General features: G+C 61.3%; 20 protein-coding genes. 12 read left to right on the top strand and 8 right to left on the bottom strand.

The features are described from left to right. Positions 1–154 precede the first annotated feature (154 nt). The 11 genes from K529_RS20720 (at position 155) to K529_RS20670 (ending at position 11,103) form a co-directional block, all read left to right on the top strand. Positions 155–994 carry a glycosyltransferase family 25 protein gene (locus tag K529_RS20720; protein WP_005623891.1) on the top strand — a complete coding sequence of 280 codons (840 nt, stop codon included), beginning with the start codon at positions 155–157 and terminating at the stop codon, positions 992–994. Positions 995–1,012: 18 nt separating this feature from the next. Then, complete coding sequence (sucD, locus tag K529_RS20715; protein WP_005623893.1) at positions 1,013–1,900, top strand: succinate--CoA ligase subunit alpha; 888 nt, start codon at positions 1,013–1,015, stop codon at positions 1,898–1,900. 241 nt (positions 1,901–2,141) lie between these two features. Continuing rightward, positions 2,142–5,096, top strand: coding sequence for a 2-oxoglutarate dehydrogenase E1 component (locus tag K529_RS20710; RefSeq protein WP_005659669.1), 2,955 nt, complete (start codon positions 2,142–2,144; stop codon positions 5,094–5,096). A 14-nt stretch (positions 5,097–5,110) separates the two neighbouring features. Beyond that, positions 5,111–6,616, top strand: a complete 1,506-nt coding sequence (gene odhB, locus K529_RS20705) for a 2-oxoglutarate dehydrogenase complex dihydrolipoyllysine-residue succinyltransferase (protein WP_046002597.1) — start codon at positions 5,111–5,113, stop codon at positions 6,614–6,616. A 7-nt stretch (positions 6,617–6,623) separates the two neighbouring features. Further along, entirely contained in the window at positions 6,624–7,079 is a 456-nt protein-coding gene (locus K529_RS20700) for a hypothetical protein (protein WP_005668459.1), read from the top strand. Continuing rightward, the gene (locus K529_RS20695; RefSeq protein ID WP_005668456.1) at positions 7,076–7,603 is read left to right on the top strand and encodes a hypothetical protein; all 528 of its coding nucleotides are present in this window, start codon (positions 7,076–7,078) and stop codon (positions 7,601–7,603) included. Before K529_RS20700 ends, K529_RS20695 begins: the two co-directional genes overlap by 4 nt. Beyond that, on the top strand, positions 7,600–8,010 hold the full coding sequence (locus K529_RS20690) for an MAPEG family protein (RefSeq protein WP_005668453.1): 411 nt from the start codon (positions 7,600–7,602) through the stop codon (positions 8,008–8,010). Before K529_RS20695 ends, K529_RS20690 begins: the two co-directional genes overlap by 4 nt. Next, a complete protein-coding gene (locus K529_RS20685) occupies positions 8,007–8,567 on the top strand; it encodes a L,D-transpeptidase family protein (RefSeq protein WP_005668451.1) in 561 nt (186 codons plus the stop codon). The genes K529_RS20690 and K529_RS20685 overlap by 4 nt, the downstream gene beginning before the upstream one ends. Positions 8,568–8,707: 140 nt before the next feature. Beyond that, a complete protein-coding gene (gene lpdA, locus K529_RS20680; protein WP_005643515.1) occupies positions 8,708–10,105 on the top strand; it encodes a dihydrolipoyl dehydrogenase in 1,398 nt (465 codons plus the stop codon). Between the two features lie 91 nt (positions 10,106–10,196). Then, complete coding sequence (locus tag K529_RS20675; RefSeq protein WP_005643516.1) at positions 10,197–10,511, top strand: EthD family reductase; 315 nt, start codon at positions 10,197–10,199, stop codon at positions 10,509–10,511. Positions 10,512–10,566: 55 nt separating this feature from the next. Beyond that, positions 10,567–11,103, top strand: a complete 537-nt coding sequence (locus K529_RS20670) for a hypothetical protein (protein WP_227512302.1) — start codon at positions 10,567–10,569, stop codon at positions 11,101–11,103. A 7-nt stretch (positions 11,104–11,110) separates the two neighbouring features. Here the strand turns inward: K529_RS20670 and K529_RS20665 are convergent, their stop codons facing one another. The 4 genes from K529_RS20665 to K529_RS20650 are packed head-to-tail and all read right to left on the bottom strand — an operon-like array spanning position 11,111 to position 14,007. After that, positions 11,111–11,716 (bottom strand): pyridoxamine 5'-phosphate oxidase family protein, encoded by a 606-nt coding sequence (locus tag K529_RS20665; protein ID WP_040643168.1) that lies wholly within the window; start codon positions 11,714–11,716, stop codon positions 11,111–11,113. Continuing rightward, positions 11,694–12,443, bottom strand: a complete 750-nt coding sequence (locus K529_RS20660) for a lysophospholipid acyltransferase family protein (RefSeq protein WP_005643522.1) — start codon at positions 12,441–12,443, stop codon at positions 11,694–11,696. The genes K529_RS20665 and K529_RS20660 overlap by 23 nt, the downstream gene beginning before the upstream one ends. Continuing rightward, entirely contained in the window at positions 12,440–13,333 is an 894-nt protein-coding gene (locus K529_RS20655) for a cell division protein FtsX (RefSeq protein ID WP_009175688.1), read from the bottom strand. Before K529_RS20655 ends, K529_RS20660 begins: the two co-directional genes overlap by 4 nt. Continuing rightward, the gene (locus K529_RS20650; RefSeq protein WP_009175666.1) at positions 13,330–14,007 is read right to left on the bottom strand and encodes a cell division ATP-binding protein FtsE; all 678 of its coding nucleotides are present in this window, start codon (positions 14,005–14,007) and stop codon (positions 13,330–13,332) included. The genes K529_RS20655 and K529_RS20650 overlap by 4 nt, the downstream gene beginning before the upstream one ends. 226 nt (positions 14,008–14,233) lie before the next feature. On the opposite strand from K529_RS20650, the gene K529_RS20645 reads away from it, so the two are divergent. Further along, positions 14,234–15,298 (top strand): zinc-ribbon domain-containing protein, encoded by a 1,065-nt coding sequence (locus tag K529_RS20645; RefSeq protein ID WP_046002598.1) that lies wholly within the window; start codon positions 14,234–14,236, stop codon positions 15,296–15,298. Positions 15,299–15,480: 182 nt separating this feature from the next. Here K529_RS20645 and K529_RS20640 read toward each other — a convergent pair whose 3' ends face one another. The 4 genes from K529_RS20640 to K529_RS23750 all read right to left on the bottom strand — a co-directional run bounded on the left by K529_RS20640 (position 15,481) and on the right by K529_RS23750 (position 19,936). Then, entirely contained in the window at positions 15,481–18,144 is a 2,664-nt protein-coding gene (locus K529_RS20640; RefSeq protein WP_046002599.1) for a TIGR02302 family protein, read from the bottom strand. Positions 18,145–18,240: 96 nt separating this feature from the next. After that, a complete protein-coding gene (gene lysA, locus K529_RS20635; RefSeq protein ID WP_005630607.1) occupies positions 18,241–19,506 on the bottom strand; it encodes a diaminopimelate decarboxylase in 1,266 nt (421 codons plus the stop codon). A 110-nt stretch (positions 19,507–19,616) separates the two neighbouring features. Then, positions 19,617–19,760, bottom strand: a complete 144-nt coding sequence (locus tag K529_RS23755) for a hypothetical protein (protein ID WP_198528112.1) — start codon at positions 19,758–19,760, stop codon at positions 19,617–19,619. After that, on the bottom strand, positions 19,760–19,936 hold the full coding sequence (locus K529_RS23750; protein WP_005630605.1) for a hypothetical protein: 177 nt from the start codon (positions 19,934–19,936) through the stop codon (positions 19,760–19,762). The genes K529_RS23755 and K529_RS23750 overlap by 1 nt, the downstream gene beginning before the upstream one ends. Between the last annotated feature and the right edge of the window lie 3 nt (positions 19,937–19,939).

Genomic DNA, 19,939 nt, shown 5'->3' with positions numbered 1-19,939 from the left:
TTCGGGATTGGTCCGGGAAAGAACCAAGGAGGCTTAGATGGCCACTCTTGTCGACCATAACACCAAAGTCATCTGTCAGGGTCTCACCCGCCCGCAGATTTCATGGTCGTGGGCCGGCAGCCATAGTGTGATCTGAGCAGAGATACTGAACCCGATGAAGCCTTCGACTTATATCATCTCTCTGACCCGTGCCAAAGGGCGTCATGCGCAGATGCGTGCGACGCTGGCGGAGGCGGGTATAGAGGCGGAGTTTGTCGAGGCCGTGGATCTGGCTGAAACCTCGGAAGCAGAGCTGTTGCAGCAGTGCAAGAGCTTTGGCCCCTGGGGGGTGTTTGCCCATGGCAACATGGCCTGCACCCTGAGCCACGCCAAGGTTTGGGAGCAGTTTCTGGCGTCGGATGCGGATGTTGCCCTCATTTTTGAGGATGATGTCTTTATCTCGACGGAGTTGCGCCAATGGATCGCGGATCTGAGCTGGTGGCCGCAGGGCTGCGAGCTAGTGAATCTGGAGTTCTGGCGCAGCGAGACGCTCAAGGTGATGCTTGGCACATCTGCCTCGCATCATTTGGGACGACAGATGGCGCCGATGTTGTCACGCAATCCCGGATCTGCGGGATATCTGGTAACGCGCAAAGGAGCGGAGGCTCTGCTTGCGTCGCGTCCATTTGCAGTCTCGATTGATCAGTTGTTGTTCAATCCTCTTGTTTCTCCTTTGGCGGTCTCCCTCAAACCCCATCAGATCACCCCTGCGCTTGTGACACAGGGCAACACCCCTCCTGACGAGGGCACTTTTCTGGGGCATGCGCAGCGCAAGCCTCAAGGTGCGCTCTACCGTAAACAAAAACGCCTGCGGGGCATGGCCGAGTTGCGCGCTCTGCCCCTGCATCTCCTTCGCCTGATCTCGGGACGCGCACGACTTGTGCGGGTCATCTACGCGGATCGGGCGCTCACCGACGACAGCGCGGCGCGTGCCGCCGAGGCACAACCCGTATAATCGAAAGGAAAGGACATCATGGCAGTCCTCATCGACGAAAACACCAAAGTTATCTGTCAGGGCCTCACCGGCTCACAGGGCACCTTCCACACCGAACAGGCCATCGCTTATGGCACCAAGATGGTCGGCGGCGTGACCCCCGGCAAAGGCGGTCAAAAGCACCTCGACCTGCCGGTTTTCAACTCCGTGCATGAAGCAAAACATGTGACCGAAGCCAATGCCTCGGTGATCTATGTGCCGCCGCCGTTTGCAGCCGACTCCATCCTTGAGGCGATCGACGCCGAAATGGAACTGATTGTCTGCATCACCGAAGGCATTCCGGTTCTGGACATGATGAAGGTGAAGCGCGCGCTGGAGACATCGAAATCGCGCCTGATCGGCCCCAACTGCCCCGGCGTTATCACCCCCGACGCTTGCAAGATCGGCATTATGCCCGGCCACATCCACAAGCGTGGCTCGGTTGGTGTTGTGTCCCGTTCCGGCACCCTGACCTATGAGGCGGTGAAGCAGACCTCCGATATCGGTCTGGGCCAGTCTTCGGCTGTGGGTATCGGCGGCGACCCGATCAAGGGCACCGAGCATATCGACGTCCTCGACATGTTCCTCGACGATCCGGAAACACAGTCCATCATCATGATCGGTGAGATCGGTGGCTCTGCCGAAGAAGAAGCGGCGGAATTCATCGCCGAGCAGAAGAAAAAAGGCCGTTGGAAGCCGATTGCGGGCTTCATCGCGGGCCGCACCGCCCCTCCGGGCCGCCGCATGGGCCACGCGGGCGCGATTGTTGCCGGCGGCAAAGGTGGCGCAGAAGACAAGATCGAAGCGATGAAATCCGCAGGTATCGTTGTTGCCGACAGCCCGGCCACTCTGGGCGAAGCGGTTCAGAAAGCGATCGCAAACGGCTGATGCGACTGCATTCAGCATATAGCGAAAGATCATCTGATGATCTTCGGGGTGGGCATCATGTGCCCGCCCCCTTCCTGCGCTTGCTTTGCAGGCATACGGATCCTGTTGCTGATGCGGCCTTGTGGCCGCCTTCGCCGCAAGATCCACCCGGAACTTGACACGGAACATTTCGCCCTTTCGGGCTTTCAGCCTTTCAGAACCGGCTGATCGCTTACGGTCCAAACCCATACGAGGCACTCAAATGACCGAACAGAGCCCCAACGACATCTTCCATGCGTCCTCCTTTATGCAGGGGCACAACGCGGAGTATCTGGAGCAGCTTTATGCCCAATACGCCAATGACCCCAATGCGGTAGATGCTGCATGGGCCGAGTTCTTTCGCGCCATGGGCGATGCTGAGCCGGATGTCAAAGCCGAAGCCGCTGGCCCAAGCTGGGCGCGCAACGACTGGCCGCCCGCGCCTAGTGACGACCTCACGGCAGCACTGACCGGTGAGTGGCCCGCCCCCGTTGAGGCGAAGGCTGCAGGCAAGAAGATTGCAGACAAGGCGAAAGAAAAGGGCGTTGAGGTCTCTGACGAGGCGATCCAGCGCGCGGTGCTCGACTCGATCCGCGCCATCATGCTGATCCGGGCCTACCGTATTCGGGGCCATCTGGCGGCCGATCTCGACCCCTTGGGCATGCGCGCCAGCACGGCGCATCCGGAGCTTGACCCCAAGACCTACGGCTTTAGTGGCGCTGATCTGGACCGTCCGATCTTTATCGATAACGTATTGGGGCTGCAGGTGGCCTCCATGCGTCAGATCGTGGACATCGTGAAGCGGACCTATTGCGGCACCTTTGCGCTGCAGTACATGCATATCTCCGACCCGGAGCAATCTGCATGGCTGAAAGAGCGCATCGAGGGCTACGACAAGGAAATCACCTTTACCCGTGAAGGCCGCAAGGCGATCCTCAACAAGATGGTTGAGGCCGAAGGGTTCGAAAAATTCCTGCACGTCAAATACATGGGCACCAAGCGGTTTGGTCTCGACGGCGGCGAAAGCCTGATCCCGGCGATGGAGCAGATCATCAAGCGCGGCGGCAATCTGGGCGTCAAGGATATCGTCATCGGCATGCCGCACCGGGGCCGCCTGTCGGTTCTGGCCAATGTGATGCAAAAGCCCTACCGCGCGATCTTCAACGAATTTCAGGGCGGGTCGTTCAAACCCGAAGACGTGGATGGCTCTGGCGATGTGAAATATCACCTCGGCGCGTCCTCGGACCGCGAGTTTGACGGCAACAAGGTCCACCTGTCGCTGACCGCGAACCCCTCGCACCTTGAGGCGGTGAACCCGGTTGTGCTGGGCAAGGTCCGCGCCAAGCAAGACCAGCTCAATGACCGCGCCGAGCGCACGGCGGTTCTGCCGATCCTGCTGCACGGCGACGCGGCCTTTGCGGGTCAGGGCGTTGTGGCAGAGTGTTTTGCGCTCTCCGGTCTGCGCGGTCACCGCACCGGCGGCACCATGCATATCGTTGTGAACAACCAGATCGGGTTCACCACAGCACCGCATTTCTCGCGCTCCTCGCCCTATCCCACCGACAACGCGCTGGTGGTTGAGGCTCCGATCTTCCACGTCAACGGTGACGACCCGGAGGCCGTGGTGCACGCGGCCAAGGTCGCAACCGAGTTCCGCCAGAAATTCCACAAGGACGTGGTGATCGACATTTTCTGCTACCGCCGGTTTGGTCACAACGAAGGCGATGAGCCGATGTTCACCAACCCGTTGATGTACAAGAAGATCAAAGGCCACAAAACGACTCTGTCCCTCTATACCGAGCGTTTGGTGAAGGACGGTCTGATCCCCGAGGGCGAGATCGAGGACATGAAAGCGGCGTTTCAGGCGCACCTCAATGAGGAGTTTGAAACCGGCAAGACCTATAAGCCCAACAAGGCCGATTGGCTGGATGGGCGCTGGTCGCATCTCGACAGCAAGGACGAGGATTACCAGCGCGGCGAGACCGCCATCAAGCCCGAGACGCTTGAGGAAGTTGGCAAGGGTCTGACCACCCTGCCCGAGGGCTATCCGGTGCATAAGACCATCGGTCGTTTCTTGGATGCGCGCAAAAAGATGTTTGACAGCGGCGAGGGCTTTGACTGGGCCACTGGTGAAGCGCTGGCGTTCGGCTCGCTCCTGACCGAGGGCTATCCCGTGCGTCTGGCGGGTCAGGATTCCACCCGCGGCACCTTCTCGCAGCGTCACTCCGGCATCGTCAATCAGGACAATGAGGACCGCTACTACCCGCTCAACCACATCCGCGAGGGTCAGGCGCAATATGAAGTCATCGACTCTGCGCTGTCGGAATACGCGGTGCTGGGCTTTGAATATGGCTACTCGCTGGCGGAACCCAATGCGCTGACACTGTGGGAAGCGCAGTTTGGCGATTTTGCCAACGGCGCGCAGATCATGTTCGACCAGTTCATCTCTTCGGGTGAATCAAAGTGGCTCAGGATGTCCGGTCTGGTGTGCCTGCTGCCGCATGGGTTTGAAGGTCAGGGGCCGGAGCACTCTTCCGCGCGTCTGGAGCGGTTCTTGCAGATGTGCGGGCAGGACAACTGGATCGTGGCGAACTGTACGACGCCTGCGAACTACTTCCACATCCTGCGCCGTCAGCTGCACCGCACCTTCCGCAAGCCGCTTATTCTGGTGACGCCGAAGTCGCTGCTGCGTCACAAGCTTGCGGTCAGCAAGGCGCATGAATTCACCAGCGGTTCGTCCTTCCACCGGGTTCTGTGGGATGATGCGGAAACCGGCGCATCCGAAACCAAGCTGGTCGAGGATAAGAAGATCAAACGGGTCGTTCTGTGTTCCGGCAAGGTCTACTACGACCTTCTGGAAGAGCGCGACGCCCGTGGCATCGATGATGTCTACATCATGCGGATCGAGCAATATTATCCGTTCCCGGCGATCAGCCTCGTTAAAGAGCTGGAGCGCTTTAAGGATGCGGAGATGGTCTGGTGTCAGGAAGAGCCCAAGAACCAAGGGGCATGGACCTTTATCGAGCCCAATATTGAGTGGGTCCTGACCCGCATCAAAGCCAAGAATACCCGTCCGGTTTACGTCGGACGCGCCACCTCGGCCTCGCCTGCAACCGGCTTGGCCAGCGAACACAAAGCCCAACAAGCTGCGCTCGTGAACGAAGCGCTGAGCATCTGAGGAAGATTGAGATCATGACCACCGAAGTGCGCGTGCCCACTCTGGGCGAATCCGTGACCGAAGCCACCGTCGCCACCTGGTTCAAAAAGCCGGGCGACACTGTTGCCGCAGACGAGATGCTCTGTGAGCTGGAAACCGACAAGGTCACTGTCGAAGTGCCCGCCCCGGCGGCTGGCACCCTTGCCGAGATCGTTGCCAAGGAAGGCGAGACCGTGGGCGTTGATGCGCTCTTGGCCAATATCTCCGAAGGCGGTTCTGCTGCGGCAGAGGCCCCGGCAGCGAAATCCGCCCCGGCTGAGGCGCCTGCCTCCTCAGGTGGGGCCTCCGTTGACGTGATGGTGCCGACGCTGGGCGAAAGTGTCTCTGAGGCGACCGTCTCCACCTGGTTCAAGAAAGTCGGCGATAGCGTCGCGCAGGACGAAATGCTCTGTGAGCTGGAAACCGACAAGGTTTCCGTCGAGGTGCCCGCGCCTGCCGCTGGTGTGCTGGCAGAGATCACCGCTGCCGAAGGCACCACCGTTGATGCCTCTGCCAAACTGGGCGTGATCTCCGGTGACGGTGCAGCGGTAGCGGCGGCCCCGGCCGCAGCGCCCGCTGCGGCGGAGGCCCCTGCCGCCGCCTCCAAGGACGTCGCCAATGCGCCATCGGCGGAAAAGGCGATGGCCGAGGCCGGTCTCTCTGCATCTGATGTCAAAGGCACAGGCCGCGACGGACGCATCATGAAAGAGGACGTCTCTGCCGCAATCGCCGCCGCAAAATCCGCGCCCGCCCCTGCTGCGGCCCCCGCGGCCCCGCGCGCGCCGGTGTCTGCCGATGATGCCTCGCGCGAAGAACGCGTAAAAATGACCCGTCTGCGCCAGACCATCGCCAAGCGCCTGAAAGACAGTCAGAACACCGCTGCCATGCTCACCACCTACAACGAGGTCGACATGACCGAGGTGATGGCGCTGCGCAACGAGTACAAAGACCTGTTCCTGAAGAAGCACGGCGTGAAACTGGGCTTTATGTCCTTCTTCACTAAGGCTTGCGTGCACGCCCTGCGCGAAGTGCCCGAGGTCAACGCCGAGATCGACGGCACCGACATCGTCTACAAGAACTTCGTCCACATGGGCATCGCCGCAGGCACGCCCACGGGTCTGGTGGTTCCGGTCATCCGCGACGCCGATGCGATGTCCTTTGCCGATATTGAGAAGGCGATTGCCGAAAAAGGCGCGCGCGCCCGTGACGGCAAGCTGTCGATGGCCGAAATGCAAGGCGGCACCTTCACCATCTCCAACGGTGGTGTCTATGGCTCGCTGATGTCCTCGCCGATCCTGAACCCGCCGCAATCCGGTATCCTCGGCATGCACAAGATCCAAGACCGCCCGATGGCGATCAATGGCAAGGTTGAGATCCGCCCGATGATGTATCTGGCGCTGTCCTATGACCACCGTATCGTCGACGGCAAAGGCGCTGTGACCTTCCTCGTGCGCGTCAAAGAAGCGCTGGAAGATCCCCGCCGGTTGTTGATGGATCTGTAAGAAAGAGATGCAACTGCAGTCTGGGAAGCCCATCTTGCTTTGGTTAATCATCATTGGTTACGCCATTTTTGCAATTTCCGGGTTGTCGCGGACTGCAGACATTCTTTCTATGCCAATGCCGAAGAAACGTTATCCAGCACTACTTTCGAACGAGATTGCATATGTCTTCTCACTCGCGGGTTTCCTTGGCAGTGTCGTTGCAAGCGCTGGCGTCGCGATTTCAAGTTTCTTGAGATCGCGACGGGCGGTTGGATTTACGGCATTATTTCTTGCCTCACAGGTATTGGTATTTCTTTCAGTTCTCGAAGCCACCGCCTTTGGTCGAACGCTGCCAAATTTCATGTTTTGGACGTTTTTCGGCTACTGGGGAATTGTGATTTCCGTTTCAACATGTGCCATCGTCTACTTGCTTAAACAAAAGCAAGGTAAACTTGCTGCAATGACCTCAACAGGGCGACAATGACGTCTCCTCAACCAGATACAGAGATACGTGCCGAACTCGTCCGACTGATCGAAGGTCTGGACTACTTTCGCACGTGGCGCATTGCTCAGCTGGAAGCCACGCTCCCACCGGGGGAAACGCTGGACCTCAACACCGTTGTGGTGCCCGGGAGTTTCTTCCTCGATCTTTATGATCAGCAGTCTCGCAAAAGCGACCGCAAGCAAATTCTAAAAGAGGTCCAAAGCTGGTACGCCCACACTGCGAATGAATTTCATGAGTTTATGAAATCCGGCGAGCAGGAGGTTGTACAGGACATCAACGCCTTCCTCGCCCGGTTTCGCGCGGATATAGAGTTTGATTTCTTGTCGGAGTCAGGCCTCATACGCAAGACGACGAACAAGGCCGTAAAACGCGGCAAACTTGCAAATGACGCGGAGTGGTACGTGCTGCAGGAATTTATGGTGGGCGGCACAGCGGGCGATTTCACCCCCGAGGAGATCGCCCAGATCCAACACCTGATGACAGAGTATGAGAGCGCAAAATGACCCCCGAACTCACTGCCCTCACCCTTGCTGCCCTGCTCCAGGTTTTTCAGATCGCCCTTATGGCGGTGCCGGCGAACCTTGAGCTGAAGTCAGGCCAGACCATGGGGCCCCGTGACCGGGACCGCATGGGCGGGGACCTGCAAGATCAGGTTTCCAAACGCACCGCGCGGCTGTTTCGTGCGATGAACAACCACTTTGAGGGGCTGATCCTCTTCTCGATCGCCTGCGTCGTCGTCACCCTCGCGGGGCAATCCTCGCTGTTCACCACCGCCTGCGCCTTTGCCTACCTTGGCGCGCGGGTGCTTTACATCCCGGCCTATGCCTTTGGCTGGGTGCCCTGGCGCAGCCTGATCTGGGCCGTGGGCTATCTGGCGACCGCGGCGATGCTGGTGGCCGCCCTGATATGAGCATCACCAGACATATCCTGCGCTTAGGCCTGCTGGTGCTGGGGCTCGGCGTGGCCATCTTCGCCTATACCAAGGTGATGGCGCGCACGGGGTCCGGCACACCGCCGCCAATGGCCGAAGCCCACGCACAAGCGGATGAGATCCTCGTGATCAAATCCACCCGCGCGCTGCATCTGCTGCGCCAAGGCGAAACCATCCGTAGTTACGACATCTCGCTTGGGGCCGCACCCGCAGGTCACAAACAGTCCGAGGGCGACGAGCGCACACCCGAAGGTCGCTATAAAATCGACTGGCGCAATCCAAACTCCGTCGCGCATCTGAGCCTGCATATCTCCTACCCCAATGCCGCAGACCAGGCCGCAGCCAAAGCCGCCGCGCGCGATCCCGGCGGCAATATCATGATCCACGGCCTGCCCAATGGTTGGGGGGCCTTGGGCGCATTGCACCTGATGCGGGACTGGACCGACGGCTGTATCGCGGTGACCAACGCCGAGATGCGCGAAATCTGGTCGCTTGTCCCAAACGGAACTCCAATCACCATCCAGGAGGCGCTCTGATGATCCTTCAGATCGAACAAATTCGCTCTGGACATTGCCGAGCGCATCTTCATCTTCTAACCCAAAATATCCCGGGGGAGGCCCATATGGGCCGGGGGCAGCGCCCCCTCCCCGCTCAACTCTAAAGGAGCACATGACCCATGGCATCCTATGACGTCATCATCATCGGCGCCGGCCCCGGCGGCTATGTCAGCGCCATCCGCTGCGCCCAGCTGGGCCTGAAGACCGCCATCGTAGAGGGCCGCGAGACCCTCGGCGGCACCTGCCTCAATGTGGGCTGCATCCCCTCCAAGGCGCTGTTGCACGCGACGCATATGCTGCATGAGGCAGAACATAACTTCGCCTCCATGGGCCTGAAGGGCAAAAGCCCCTCGGTCGACTGGAACCAGATGAAATCCTACAAGGATGAGGTCATCGGCCAGAACACCGGCGGTGTTGAGTTCCTCATGAAGAAGAACAAGATCGACTGGCTGAAAGGCTGGGCCTCCATCCCCGAGGCAGGCAAAGTCAAGGTCGGCGACGACACCCATGATGCCAAGAACATCGTGATTGCCTCCGGCTCCGTGCCCTCCGCCCTGCCGGGTGTCGAGGTCGACAACGACAAGGGGATCGTGGTGGACAGCACCGGCGCGCTGGAACTGCCCAAAGTGCCAAAGAAAATGGTCGTGATCGGCGCGGGCGTCATTGGCCTCGAGCTGGGCTCGGTTTACGCGCGCCTCGGCGCGGAGGTCACCGTGGTCGAATATATGGACGCGGTCTGCCCCGGCATGGACAAGGACGTCCAGCGCGGCTTTAAGCGCATCCTTGAAAAACAGGGCCTCACCTTCATCATGGGGGCCGCCGTCAAGGGCGTGGAAACCACCAAATCCAAGGCCAAAGTCTCTTATGAGCCGAAAAAAGGCGGCGACGCCGAGGTCATCGAGGCCGATGTGGTGCTGGTTGCCACGGGGCGTAAACCCTATGCCGAGGGCCTTGGGCTGGATGCGCTGGGTGTAAAGATGACCGAACGCGGCCAGATCGCCACCGACGCGCAATGGGCCACCAATGTCAAAGGCATCTACGCCATCGGCGACGTCATCGAGGGTCCCATGCTGGCGCATAAGGCCGAAGACGAGGGCATGGCCGTCGCCGAGGTGATCGCCGGCAAACATGGCCATGTGAACTACGGCGTCATTCCCGGTGTGGTCTACACCACACCCGAGGTTGCAACCGTCGGTGCCACCGAGGACGCACTCAAGGCCGAAGGTCGCAAGATCAAGACCGGCAAATTCATGTTCATGGGCAATGCGCGCGCCAAGGCTGTGCATCAGGCCGAGGGTGGTTTTGTCAAACTGATCGCCGACAAGGAAACCGACCGTATCCTCGGCGCGGCCATCATCGGCCCCGGCGCAGGCGATCTGATCCACGAGATCTGCGTGGCGATGGAATTTGGCGCCTCCGCCGAAGACATTGCACTGACCTGCCACGCGCACCCGACCTATTCAGAGGCCGTGCGCGAAGCCGCCCTTGCCTGCGGCGACGGCGCGATCCACAGTTAAGCCCAACTCGGGCACCGCGCCCCGCAGCGCGTCCATCACCAGCGGCCCGCCTCTTGGCGGGCCGTTTGCGTCCTCAACAGGAGACATGCCAATGACCATCAGCCTGCAAGTGCTCTACCCCGCTTCCAACGAGGCGACGTTTGACTATGATTACTATGTTGAGACCCACCTCCCCCTGATTGAGGAGCATTGGGGGGACTTGATTGAAACGGTTGAGGCGTCGCGTGGGATGGCCGGGGGGCCGGATGTGCCGCCGCCCTATCTGTTGATTGCGACCATCACCTTTGCCGATCAGGACGCGCTCAACACCGCTATGGGTGAAAAAGGCGGCGTGATTATTGATGATGTGGCCAATTTCACCAACATCCGTCCGCAGATCCTCGTGGGCGAGTTGTTGATGAGCTGAGGCAAGCGCACTGGTGGCCGAAACAGGTCACCGGCGGATATCTGGGGCCCGTGTTTTGAAGAAACGCATTCTGTTCGGGATCATCGTCGCAGGTTTTGCGATGGGGTTTGGCGCGGCATCGCAGATCTGGCCGAGGCATTCACGCGCGGAACGTATTGCCGAACTGTTTTATGGTATCTGTCTTGCCCCCATACTGACCGGAGACAGTCCCAACGCGCTGCTGTCGGGGCTGTTTCATAAGCCGGAAAAAAGCTGGATCGACACGCAATCGGGCAGTTTCCTGCGCCTAGATGACTCCAGTTGCACAATATCCACCTACGCCCCTTATGCGCTGAGTTATGAAGACGCAGAAGAACTGTTGGAATTGACGCGCACAATCGTTGCGCGGGATTTCCCGCAGCTGGCTTTTGATCCCAGGGCCAAAATGGGCGATGAGGCCCTGTCCAAAGGGTGGTTCTTGGGGGCGTCACAATCCCCCGAGCGGTGGGGGATTGCGCATTTCGCCTATCCCGATTGGGGTGATAGCGCAGGCAGTATTCTCATGTTCGCGGCGCCAGATCGCCCTTTGCTGCGCTCAGCACCGCTCCAGTAGTCACACCTCACCACATGGTTTTGGCGGCGCGGGGGGCCCATTCCTCATCATAGGCGCGACCGCCTTCTTCGCCTGCGGTTTGCTCGGCGAGGATCTCCCCCATGGAAGGAAGACCGTCGGCCTCGTTGCCTGAGGTCCAGATCCGCGACCGCATCAGGGCGCGGGCGCATTGGCTGTAGATCTCGTTAATCTTGATCACAATCACCGCGCGCGGCAGTTTGCCCGCTTTGTCAAACCGCTGCAGCAGGTCAGGGTCGGCGGTCACTTTGGCGGTGCCATTCACCCGCACCACATTGTTTGAGCCGGGCACCAGAAACATCAGCGATACCCGCCCGTCGCGCACGATATTGCGCAAGGAATCGATGCGGTTGTTGCCGTACCAATCCGGCAGCGCCAAGGTGCCGGGATCAAGTTCCAGCACCACCGGGCCATCATCGCCGCGCGGGCTGTCGTCGGTGCCCTCGGGGCCGACCGTGGCCAGCATGCACAGCCGCGACGCCATGATCCATTTGCGATAAAGCGGCGTCATTTGCCGGGCCACTTTACGTAAAGAAGGCGCTCCCGGTGTCCCGTAAAGCGCCTCTAAGTCTTCAATCGATGCGACGAAGTTCATCTTTGTCAAATCCCAGTTCTGCCATCAATGCATCCGACCGGGCTTCAATCTGGCTTTCTAGCTCGGCCATAAATATGTCGCGCGGCTTTCCTTGTGGGATCGGTTCGAGGAATTCGACCACGCCCAGTCCGGGTTTGCGCAAAAGCCCGGTGCGAGGCCAGAGCATGCCAACATTGGTGGCGACCGGAACGCAGGGCTGTTTCAACTCTTCATAGAGCACACCGCTGCCGACTTTGTAAGGTTTTTGTACCCCCGGTGCGACGCGCGTGCCTTGCGGGTAGATCACCAACTGGCCGGGTTCGGAAAATTCGCGCGCCACATCTTTGACCATCTGGGCAATCGCCGCGCCACGTTTGCCGCGGTTCACCGGGATACAGCCCAGACGTTTGGAATAGACGCCAATGATCGGCGTCCACATCAGTTCACGCTTCATGATAAATTTGGCCTGCGGCAGCGCATTGAAAATCACAAGGATATCCAAAAAGCTCTGATGCTTGGCGGCCACGATGACCTCGCCTTTGGGCACCGGGCCGCGTACCTCGCAGCGGATGCCAACCATCCAGCGCGCCGACCAGATCGCCCAGCGGGCATAGGTCTTGCAGGCTTGGCGCGCGCCGTTCTTCGACAGGAGCGCATAGGGGGCAAAGACGATCCCCAGCACCAGCATCGCCACATAGATCTGGATCATATAGAGAAGCGAGCGCAGATATTGAAAAGCTAGGGTCACGCGAGTTCTCCGAGACGTTTGCGGGCCGCGCGGGTGGTGGCAAAAAAGGCCACAAGCGCCGCCAGTGGCGGGATGATAAGGGGCAAGAGCCAGCGCCAGTTCTGGAACCCCAGTCCGGTGAGGAAGCCGCCTTCTTCAGAGGCTTCGGGCATCAGGAATACGCCGATCATACCAAGGACGACGCCCACCGCAGCGCCAGAAAGTGCCCGCAGGGTAAAACGGCGCACGAAGGCCTGCGCGATATAGCTGTCTTGCGCGCCCACAAGGCGCAGCACCTCGATAACCTGGGCGTTGGCGGCAAGGGCTGCATTGGCCGCAAGCGTAATCATCGCCGCCATCGCCCCGCCGATCAGCAGGATCGACACCACACCGAGCCTGCGCAGCGCGATAGCGGCATCGACCAACGGGCGCCGCCAGCGCGCATGATCATCAAGCACCGCGCCGGGCACCTCGGCCTGCAGCCTCAACCGCAGCCCCTGCGCGTCATAGCCGGGGTCGTCTTCTGTCACTTCGATAAGTTGGGGCACCGGCAGCGTATCAAGCGGTATTCCCGCGCCGAACCATGGTTGCAACAGAGCGGCCTGTTCGTCCTTGGTGAGGGCGCGGGCATGGGCCACGCCGGGGGTCTGGCGCAGGATCTTGAGCGCCGCTTCGGTCTGGGCCTCGCGCTGTTCGGCAGGGGCATTGATGCGCAGGGTTGCCGCACGGGCGAGTTCATCGGACCAGCGGTTGGCGACCCGGCCCGAGGCCAGCGACAGCGCCAGCGCAAAGACACAGAGAAAGGCCATCGCGCCCGACACAAAGAGCGTCAGCTGCGCGGTAAAACCAGAAGGCGGCACCACGCGGTCGGCCTGAGCATCCCCGATAATGAGTTTACGCAGTGCGTTCATAGGTCTGCTCCTGCCGAGATCAGTTGCCGGTTGGAGATCCTGAGCACCCGTGCTTGCACCTGGTTCTTGGCGGCGCGAATAAGCGGCAGATCATGGGTCGCCACGAGGATGGTCTTGCCCATGTGGTTCAACTCAACAAGCAGGCGCAACAGGCGCTGCGACATTTCCCAATCGACGTTGCCGGTGGGTTCATCCGCGATAATCACGTCGGGGCTGAGGATCACCGCGCGCGCCAGAGCGGCGCGTTGACGCTCGCCGCCCGAAAGCTCCGGCGGCAGCGCATCCATACGTTCCGACAAACCCACCCAGTTCATCAACTCTTGCAGGTTGGCCTGTTCTTCAGAAAGCCCCCGGCCCGAGACGGTCAGCGGCAGAGCGATGTTTTCCACCACCGGCAGGTGATCGAGAAAGCGGCAGTCCTGATGCACAACCCCGACGCGGCGGCGCAGATAGGCCATCTGGTCGCGGTCCAGCCCTTTGACATCCATGTTAAAGGCACGCACCCGCCCCGCCGTCGGCGTCAGCGCACCGTAGCAGAGTTTCAGCAGGGTGGTTTTGCCCGCACCAGAGGGGCCAGTCAGAAAGTGAAAGGAGCCGGGGGCCAGTTGCACGGAGAGATCGCTAAAGAGCTCGCCTCCGCCATAATTGTAACCCACATTTTCAAGTTCGATCACAGTAACATCCCAGCCCGACGTGTCATTCGGTGTTCTTATAGCGGTCCCGCCGTTTGTCGCGGTGTTTTGCACGACCCCTGCGCCAGTTTCAATGGTGCACAAGGGCCAGCCGCGCGCTCATTGTGAGGCTCAGCGGGGATTGGCTCTTTCTTGCCTTTCAGGAAGTTACTATGATTAGAGGGAAATTCACCCTTTTCGCGGCGAGATCGCCCGCCAAGGAGACCGGATGAGACTGATATGCCCCAATTGCGGCGCACAGTATGAAGTGCCCGAGGATGTGATTCCGGAAAACGGGCGCGATGTGCAATGTTCAAATTGCGGCGACACTTGGTTTCAACCTTCCGCGCAGATGCTGGCGGATCAAGACGAGGCGGAGAGCCCCCCTGCTGCGCCCGCCCGACAGCCAGAACCAGAACCAGAACCAGAATATGTTGAGCCGGAGCCTGATCCGGTGCCAGAGCCGCGTGCTCGGCCTGCAGACCCGGCCCCTGAGCCTGCCCCCGTAGCTGAGCCGGAGCCGGAACCCGCCGAAGAGACTTGGCCCCGCTCCCCTGCGCCAGAAGCCGCAGAGGCGCAAGAGCAGTGGCACGAAGATCCCGACGCGCCGGAACACCCCGAGGACGCGCCTGCTTACGACGACACGCCTGAGCCTGAGCCAGAGCCTGAGCCTGAGCCTGAGCCTGAGCCTGAGCCAGTTGCGGCACATGCGGCGGCCCCTGCCAAGCGCCGCCTTGACCCTGAAATCTCGCGCGTTTTGCGTGAGGAAGCCATGCGCGAAGAGGCGCTGCGATCGGGTCGGGACGGGCTGGAGACGCAGACCGAAATGGGTCTGGATGATCTCTCCGAAGATGAGGCCACCCGCCGTGCGCGCCAATCCCAAGAGCGCGTTGCCCGGATGCGCGGCGAAGAGCCTGCCGCCACCGCAGAAACCGTGGCGGAGCCTGCGGCGGATAGACCGGCGGCGTCGGAACGCCCCGCGCCACAACCCGGATCACGTCGAGGGCTGTTGCCCGACATCGAAGAGGTGGCCACCGACGCGCCGGGCGAACCCAAATCCGCCACGCCGCCCCCTGTCGACGTCGCCGCACCCGCCCCCCGCAAGAGCGGGTTTTCACGCGGGTTCATATTGGTGATCTTGCTGATGGTGGTGGCGATCCTCGCCTATACCAAAGCTCCGGTCATCGCAGAGCGACTACCGCAGGCCGATCCCTACATCAGCTCTTATGTGGCTTGGGTCGATCAATGGCGATTCTGGCTTGATGAGCAGGCCAAGGCGCTGGCGGCAGAATAAAACACGCTAACGCTGAGACGTCAGACTGCGCGCGTGTTGCGCTGGTTTTGCTGATGTTCAACCTGATTTTGGAAAAAACCGCGCGATGGCAGAGGCCCGCGCGGTTTTTTAATGCGTTCCGCCCAAACCATGAAACACTGAATTGGGCGAAACGCTTTAATGGGCAACATCGGGTGGGCTGATCAGAACCGGTCCAGCAACCGCTGCAAATAGTTGCGTTCGCTCTCGCTGCGCTCGCGTTCGCCAGCGCGGCGGCGGATTTCTTCCAAGAGGTCCCATGCGCGGCGATAGGCCTGACCGTCGCCGATGCTGTCGCGGCTCAGATAATCGCTGCCCTGCCCGCCACGATCACGTCCCAGAGGATCGAGCGCGTTGCCCTGACGGTTGCTTTGCCCCTGTTGGCCGCCCGGTTGCTGGCCTTGTTGCTGCTGTTCGGCCATCGCCTCGCCCAAGGCGCGCATACCGTCGCGCAGCGCCTCCATGGCTTCGGACTGGCGGTCGATCGCTTCGGCGTAATCGCCGTCGCGCAGGGCATCTTCTGCCCCTTCCATGGCGCGACCGGCCTGATCGAGCGAGTCCCGCGCCGCTTCGCCCTCGGGTCCGCCCAAGGGCAGGCCGTCCCGCTGGCGCTGCAGCTCATTGCGCAGGGTTTGCTGACGTTGCGCCAGATCACCGGTGCCGCCTTGGCCGTCTTGTGACTGGCCGGTTTGTGGCTGCCCACCGTTGCCTTGCTGCTGGCCCTGTTGTTGCCCACCTTGCTGTCCGGGGCTTTCACCCTCGCCGCCCTCACCGCCGCCCTCGTGGCTTTGCCCCCGGCCAAGACCACCATCGCGGCCCTCATTGCCCCGGCTTTCACCCCGCTGTGCGTTGGGGTTGAACTGTTCCTGCAGGTCGCGGAAGGCCTGATCCGACAAGCCCTGCTGCTCGCGCAGCGTATCCGCAAGCCCGTCCATGGCCTGCTGACCGGGGCTATCGCCCTGCCCGCCTTCACCTTGGGTGACCTGCATGTTTTCCATCATTTGCTGGAACTCGCGCAGAGCCTGTTCGGCCTCGGCCATGCGGCCTTGCTCCATCAACTCTTGGATGCGGTCCATCATCGACTGCAAATCCTGCTGGCTCAGTTGAATGGCATTGTCGCGGCTTTCGCTGCCGTCCTCATCCTCATTTTGCTGCTGGGCCTGTCGCGACAGCTGACGCATGTAATCCTGGGTCGCCTCGCGCAGCTCTTGCATCAGGCGGGCGATTTCTTCGTCGCTGGCCCCGTCGCGCATCGCCTGACTGAGCCGCTCCTGCGCTTGTCGCATCCGTTCAAGCGCATCGCCGACGTCGCCCTCTTCGAGTTGCAGAGCCAGATCCCAAAGCGCGGTGGCCACTTCGTCCTGATGTTCAGGGCTGAGACCCGCAGTGTTGTAGGCTTCAAGCCGCTTCAGAATAGTGCGCAATTGCAGATAGTTGCCCATATCGGGGAACACATCCTCGGGCCGGTGGCTGAGGGTGCGCAGGATTTGCGCGACGCGGGGGCCGTTGGCCCGTGCCCAAAGGAGATCGCGGCGCTGCTCGATCAGGGCGGCTGCCATCGGGTCAAAGAACCGCCGCGCCGTGAGCGGCCCCTGAAGGGTGGCGGGCTGGCTGTGCTGGCCTGCGGCATCATCCGCGCGGAAACTGTAGGTCACCGGCATATTGGCCCAAGGGTGGGCGGAGAATTCCTCTTCCAGAACCTCTGAGAACAGGCGGCGATCCCCAGTCAGTGACAGCGGCAGCGGCAATTCAATCGGCGCGCGTGCATCTGGCGGTGTCGCAAGCCCGTAGCGGCGGTCCAGCGCGTCTTCATCCAGTGAAATCGTCACGGTGCCGCCCACCACGCCATAGTCGTCAGACGCACTAAAGGGCAATGTCAGCGTGCCATCGGCAGAGAGATCAGGCTCCCCCGCGAGCGAGACACGCGGGGGAGTGTCGCGGATCACCTCGACGCTCCAGCTGCGCCCGCCGGTGCCGTGAATGGTCAGATCGCCCGCCTGCGTGACGCTGAAACTCTGTTCGGGCGTAGAAGCGGATGGCAGTTCTCCGGTGCGGCCGGAGACGGTTTCGGCAAGCGTCAGATCCCCGACATCGCCGTAAAACCGCAATGTGATGCGGCTGTTTTCCGGCACGCGCAGGGTGTCATCGGACATGTCCCCCAAATAGAGCGTCGGCAGACCGGTGTAGCGCGGTGGCTCCACCCAGCCCTCCCATGTGGGGCCGGTGAGCCCAGCGGTTCCGCTGCCCGGCATCAGATCCGCCACGGTACCAGCCCGCCATGCGGTGCCGAACAACAACCCCGTCACCAGCACCAGCAGCGCCACATAGCGCAGCGCATATGGGTCGCGGTCCGCGATGCGCAGATTGGGTGCGGGCGCTTCGGCCTGAGCGGCGCGGGCGGCCATACGATCCTGATGGGCCTGCCACAGGGCAACGGAGGCGGAATCTTGCGCACCGGAGACCTGCGTGTCCAGAATCGCGGCAATCGGGCGGCCCGGCAGGGTCGCATCCAGACGGATAAGCGCCTCTTGGCGACTGGGCCAGCGAAACCGGAAAGCGCCCCAGAGAAGTGCAGCCGCAGCCCCCACAACCACCAGCACCGCAAGCGCCCAAGCGGCTTCCAGAAGCATCCAATCAAGGATGCCAAGAAAGACCAGACCGGCGGCGAGAAACAGGATGGTTGCAAGCGGCCAGAAACAGCGCCACAGCCGCTCTGAGACCAGTCCGAGCCTTGTCAGCAACAGCGCCCGACTGAGCGGAGCCAGCGGGTTGGTGGCCCGTGCCGCACCATCAGCGCGGGATCTGTCGGGGGTCTTTTGCTCGCTCATACCGCTCCGCCTTGGGTGTGCCCTGAATGGGGCGTGGCCCTCCCCATGCGTCTCGCCCCATCTAAATGTTCAGATGAGGCAAGCCAAGCGCGTGGGTTACAGCCACTCCGGGATGGTATCGCGATTTATCATCTCGTCAAAGGTCGGGCGTTGCCGGATGACCGCAAATTGATCGCCATGCACCAGAACCTCGGGGATCAGCGGGCGAGAGTTGTACTCGCTCGACATCACCGCGCCGTAAGCGCCCGCACTGCGGAAGGCGACCAGATCGCCCGCCCCCAGCGGCGGCATCTGGCGCTGCTTGGCAAAGGTGTCGCCGCTTTCGCAGACCGGGCCGACGATATCGTAAGGTTTGGGTTCCAGTCCGGGGGTGGGTTCCACCACCGGAATAATATCGTGATAGGCCTCATACATGGCAGGGCGAATAAGGTCGTTCATCGCGCCATCCAGAATCAGGAAATCGCGCCCTTCGCCCTCTTTGACGTAGATCACCTTGGAGACCATGATCCCTGCGTTGCCTGCCACCAGACGGCCCGGCTCGATCTCGATCTCGCAGCCCAGATGGCCGAGTTCTTCCTTGATCATCTGGCCGTATTCCACCGGCAGCGGCGGTGCCTCGTTGGAGCGGGTGTAAGGGATGCCCAACCCGCCGCCCAGATCGAGGCGGCGAATGTCGTGACCATCATCGCGCAGGGCCTGCGTCAGCTCCGCAACCTTTTGATACGCAAGGCGGAACGGGTCGAGATCCGTGAGCTGAGAGCCGATGTGAACGTCGATCCCGATGACCTCAAGCCCCGGCAGGCTGGCGGCATGGGAGTAGACCTCGCGGGCGCGCGCAATCGGGATGCCGAACTTGTTCTCGGACTTGCCGGTGGCGATCTTGGCGTGGGTTTTGGCATCCACATCAGGGTTCACCCGCACGGTGATCGGCGCGGTGGTGCCGAGTTCCAGCGCAACGGCATTGATGACTTCCATCTCGGGCTCGGATTCGACGTTGAACTGGCGAATGCCGCCCCTCAGCGCGCAGCGGATCTCCGCTGCGGTCTTGCCGACGCCGGAAAAGACGATCTTGTCCCCCGGCACGCCTGCGGCCTTGGCGCGGCGATATTCGCCCTCGCTGACCACATCCATGCCCGCACCCGCCGCGGCCAGCGTTTTCAGGATCGCCTGATTGGAGGCGGCCTTCATCGCGTAGCACACCAGATGGTCGGTGCCTTCGAGTGCCTCGTCAAACAGGCGGAAGTGGCGCAGGAGCGTCGCGGTCGAATAGACGTAGAACGGCGTGCCCACCGTAGCGGCAATCTCGGCTACGGGGACGTCTTCGGCGTGCAATGCGCCATCGCGGTAGAGAAAATGATCCATGGCCCGCGTTTAGGGCAAAACTGGCCCCTTGGGCAAATGATTCCGATGTGTGGATACACAGGGAGTTGGCTGCCCCGCCCTGCGGCAGGACAACCAGCAGCGCGCCCTTGTCAATCGCCGTAGACGACACCCACACGGGCCTCGCCAGAGATGTGAATCCCCGGCGTGGTCGGTTCAGCAGGGTCAGACAACGGAGCGCCGGTGTTGTCACAGCCGACAACCACGGCCAGACACAGAAACAGGACGACTCGCATCACAGGCCCACACTCAGGGTGACGGGGCCTTTGCTGACGCCAACTGCGCCACCGACATGCACGCCGCTACTAGAGAGGCCAAGACCCGCGTTGAGGCTTGGGCGAACGGGTTCACCATCTGCACCGCAGGCGCTGAGCACCGCTGCTACACCAAGAAACATCAGAACACGGGTCATGTT

The sequence above is a fragment of the Tritonibacter mobilis F1926 genome, assembly GCF_000376545.2.
Lineage (GTDB): Bacteria > Pseudomonadota > Alphaproteobacteria > Rhodobacterales > Rhodobacteraceae > Epibacterium > Epibacterium mobile.
The sequence above is the reverse complement of the archived record's forward strand: the minus strand, read 5'-3'. Positions and strand labels throughout refer to the sequence as shown.

Coding starts and splice junctions, on each gene's coding strand:
- sucD (WP_005623893.1), top strand. CDS start 1,013: ATGGCAGTCCTCATCGACGAAAACACCAAAGTTATCTGTCAGGGCCTC.
- K529_RS20685 (WP_005668451.1), top strand. CDS start 8,007: ATGAGCATCACCAGACATATCCTGCGCTTAGGCCTGCTGGTGCTGGGG.
- K529_RS20695 (WP_005668456.1), top strand. CDS start 7,076: ATGACGTCTCCTCAACCAGATACAGAGATACGTGCCGAACTCGTCCGA.
- K529_RS20710 (WP_005659669.1), top strand. CDS start 2,142: ATGACCGAACAGAGCCCCAACGACATCTTCCATGCGTCCTCCTTTATG.
- K529_RS20690 (WP_005668453.1), top strand. CDS start 7,600: ATGACCCCCGAACTCACTGCCCTCACCCTTGCTGCCCTGCTCCAGGTT.
- lysA (WP_005630607.1), bottom strand. CDS start 19,506: ATGGATCATTTTCTCTACCGCGATGGCGCATTGCACGCCGAAGACGTC.
- K529_RS20655 (WP_009175688.1), bottom strand. CDS start 13,333: ATGAACGCACTGCGTAAACTCATTATCGGGGATGCTCAGGCCGACCGC.
- K529_RS23755 (WP_198528112.1), bottom strand. CDS start 19,760: ATGCGAGTCGTCCTGTTTCTGTGTCTGGCCGTGGTTGTCGGCTGTGAC.
- lpdA (WP_005643515.1), top strand. CDS start 8,708: ATGGCATCCTATGACGTCATCATCATCGGCGCCGGCCCCGGCGGCTAT.
- K529_RS23750 (WP_005630605.1), bottom strand. CDS start 19,936: ATGACCCGTGTTCTGATGTTTCTTGGTGTAGCAGCGGTGCTCAGCGCC.
- K529_RS20720 (WP_005623891.1), top strand. CDS start 155: ATGAAGCCTTCGACTTATATCATCTCTCTGACCCGTGCCAAAGGGCGT.
- K529_RS20675 (WP_005643516.1), top strand. CDS start 10,197: ATGACCATCAGCCTGCAAGTGCTCTACCCCGCTTCCAACGAGGCGACG.
- K529_RS20665 (WP_040643168.1), bottom strand. CDS start 11,716: ATGAACTTCGTCGCATCGATTGAAGACTTAGAGGCGCTTTACGGGACA.
- K529_RS20640 (WP_046002599.1), bottom strand. CDS start 18,144: ATGAGCGAGCAAAAGACCCCCGACAGATCCCGCGCTGATGGTGCGGCA.
- K529_RS20645 (WP_046002598.1), top strand. CDS start 14,234: ATGAGACTGATATGCCCCAATTGCGGCGCACAGTATGAAGTGCCCGAG.
- odhB (WP_046002597.1), top strand. CDS start 5,111: ATGACCACCGAAGTGCGCGTGCCCACTCTGGGCGAATCCGTGACCGAA.
- K529_RS20700 (WP_005668459.1), top strand. CDS start 6,624: ATGCAACTGCAGTCTGGGAAGCCCATCTTGCTTTGGTTAATCATCATT.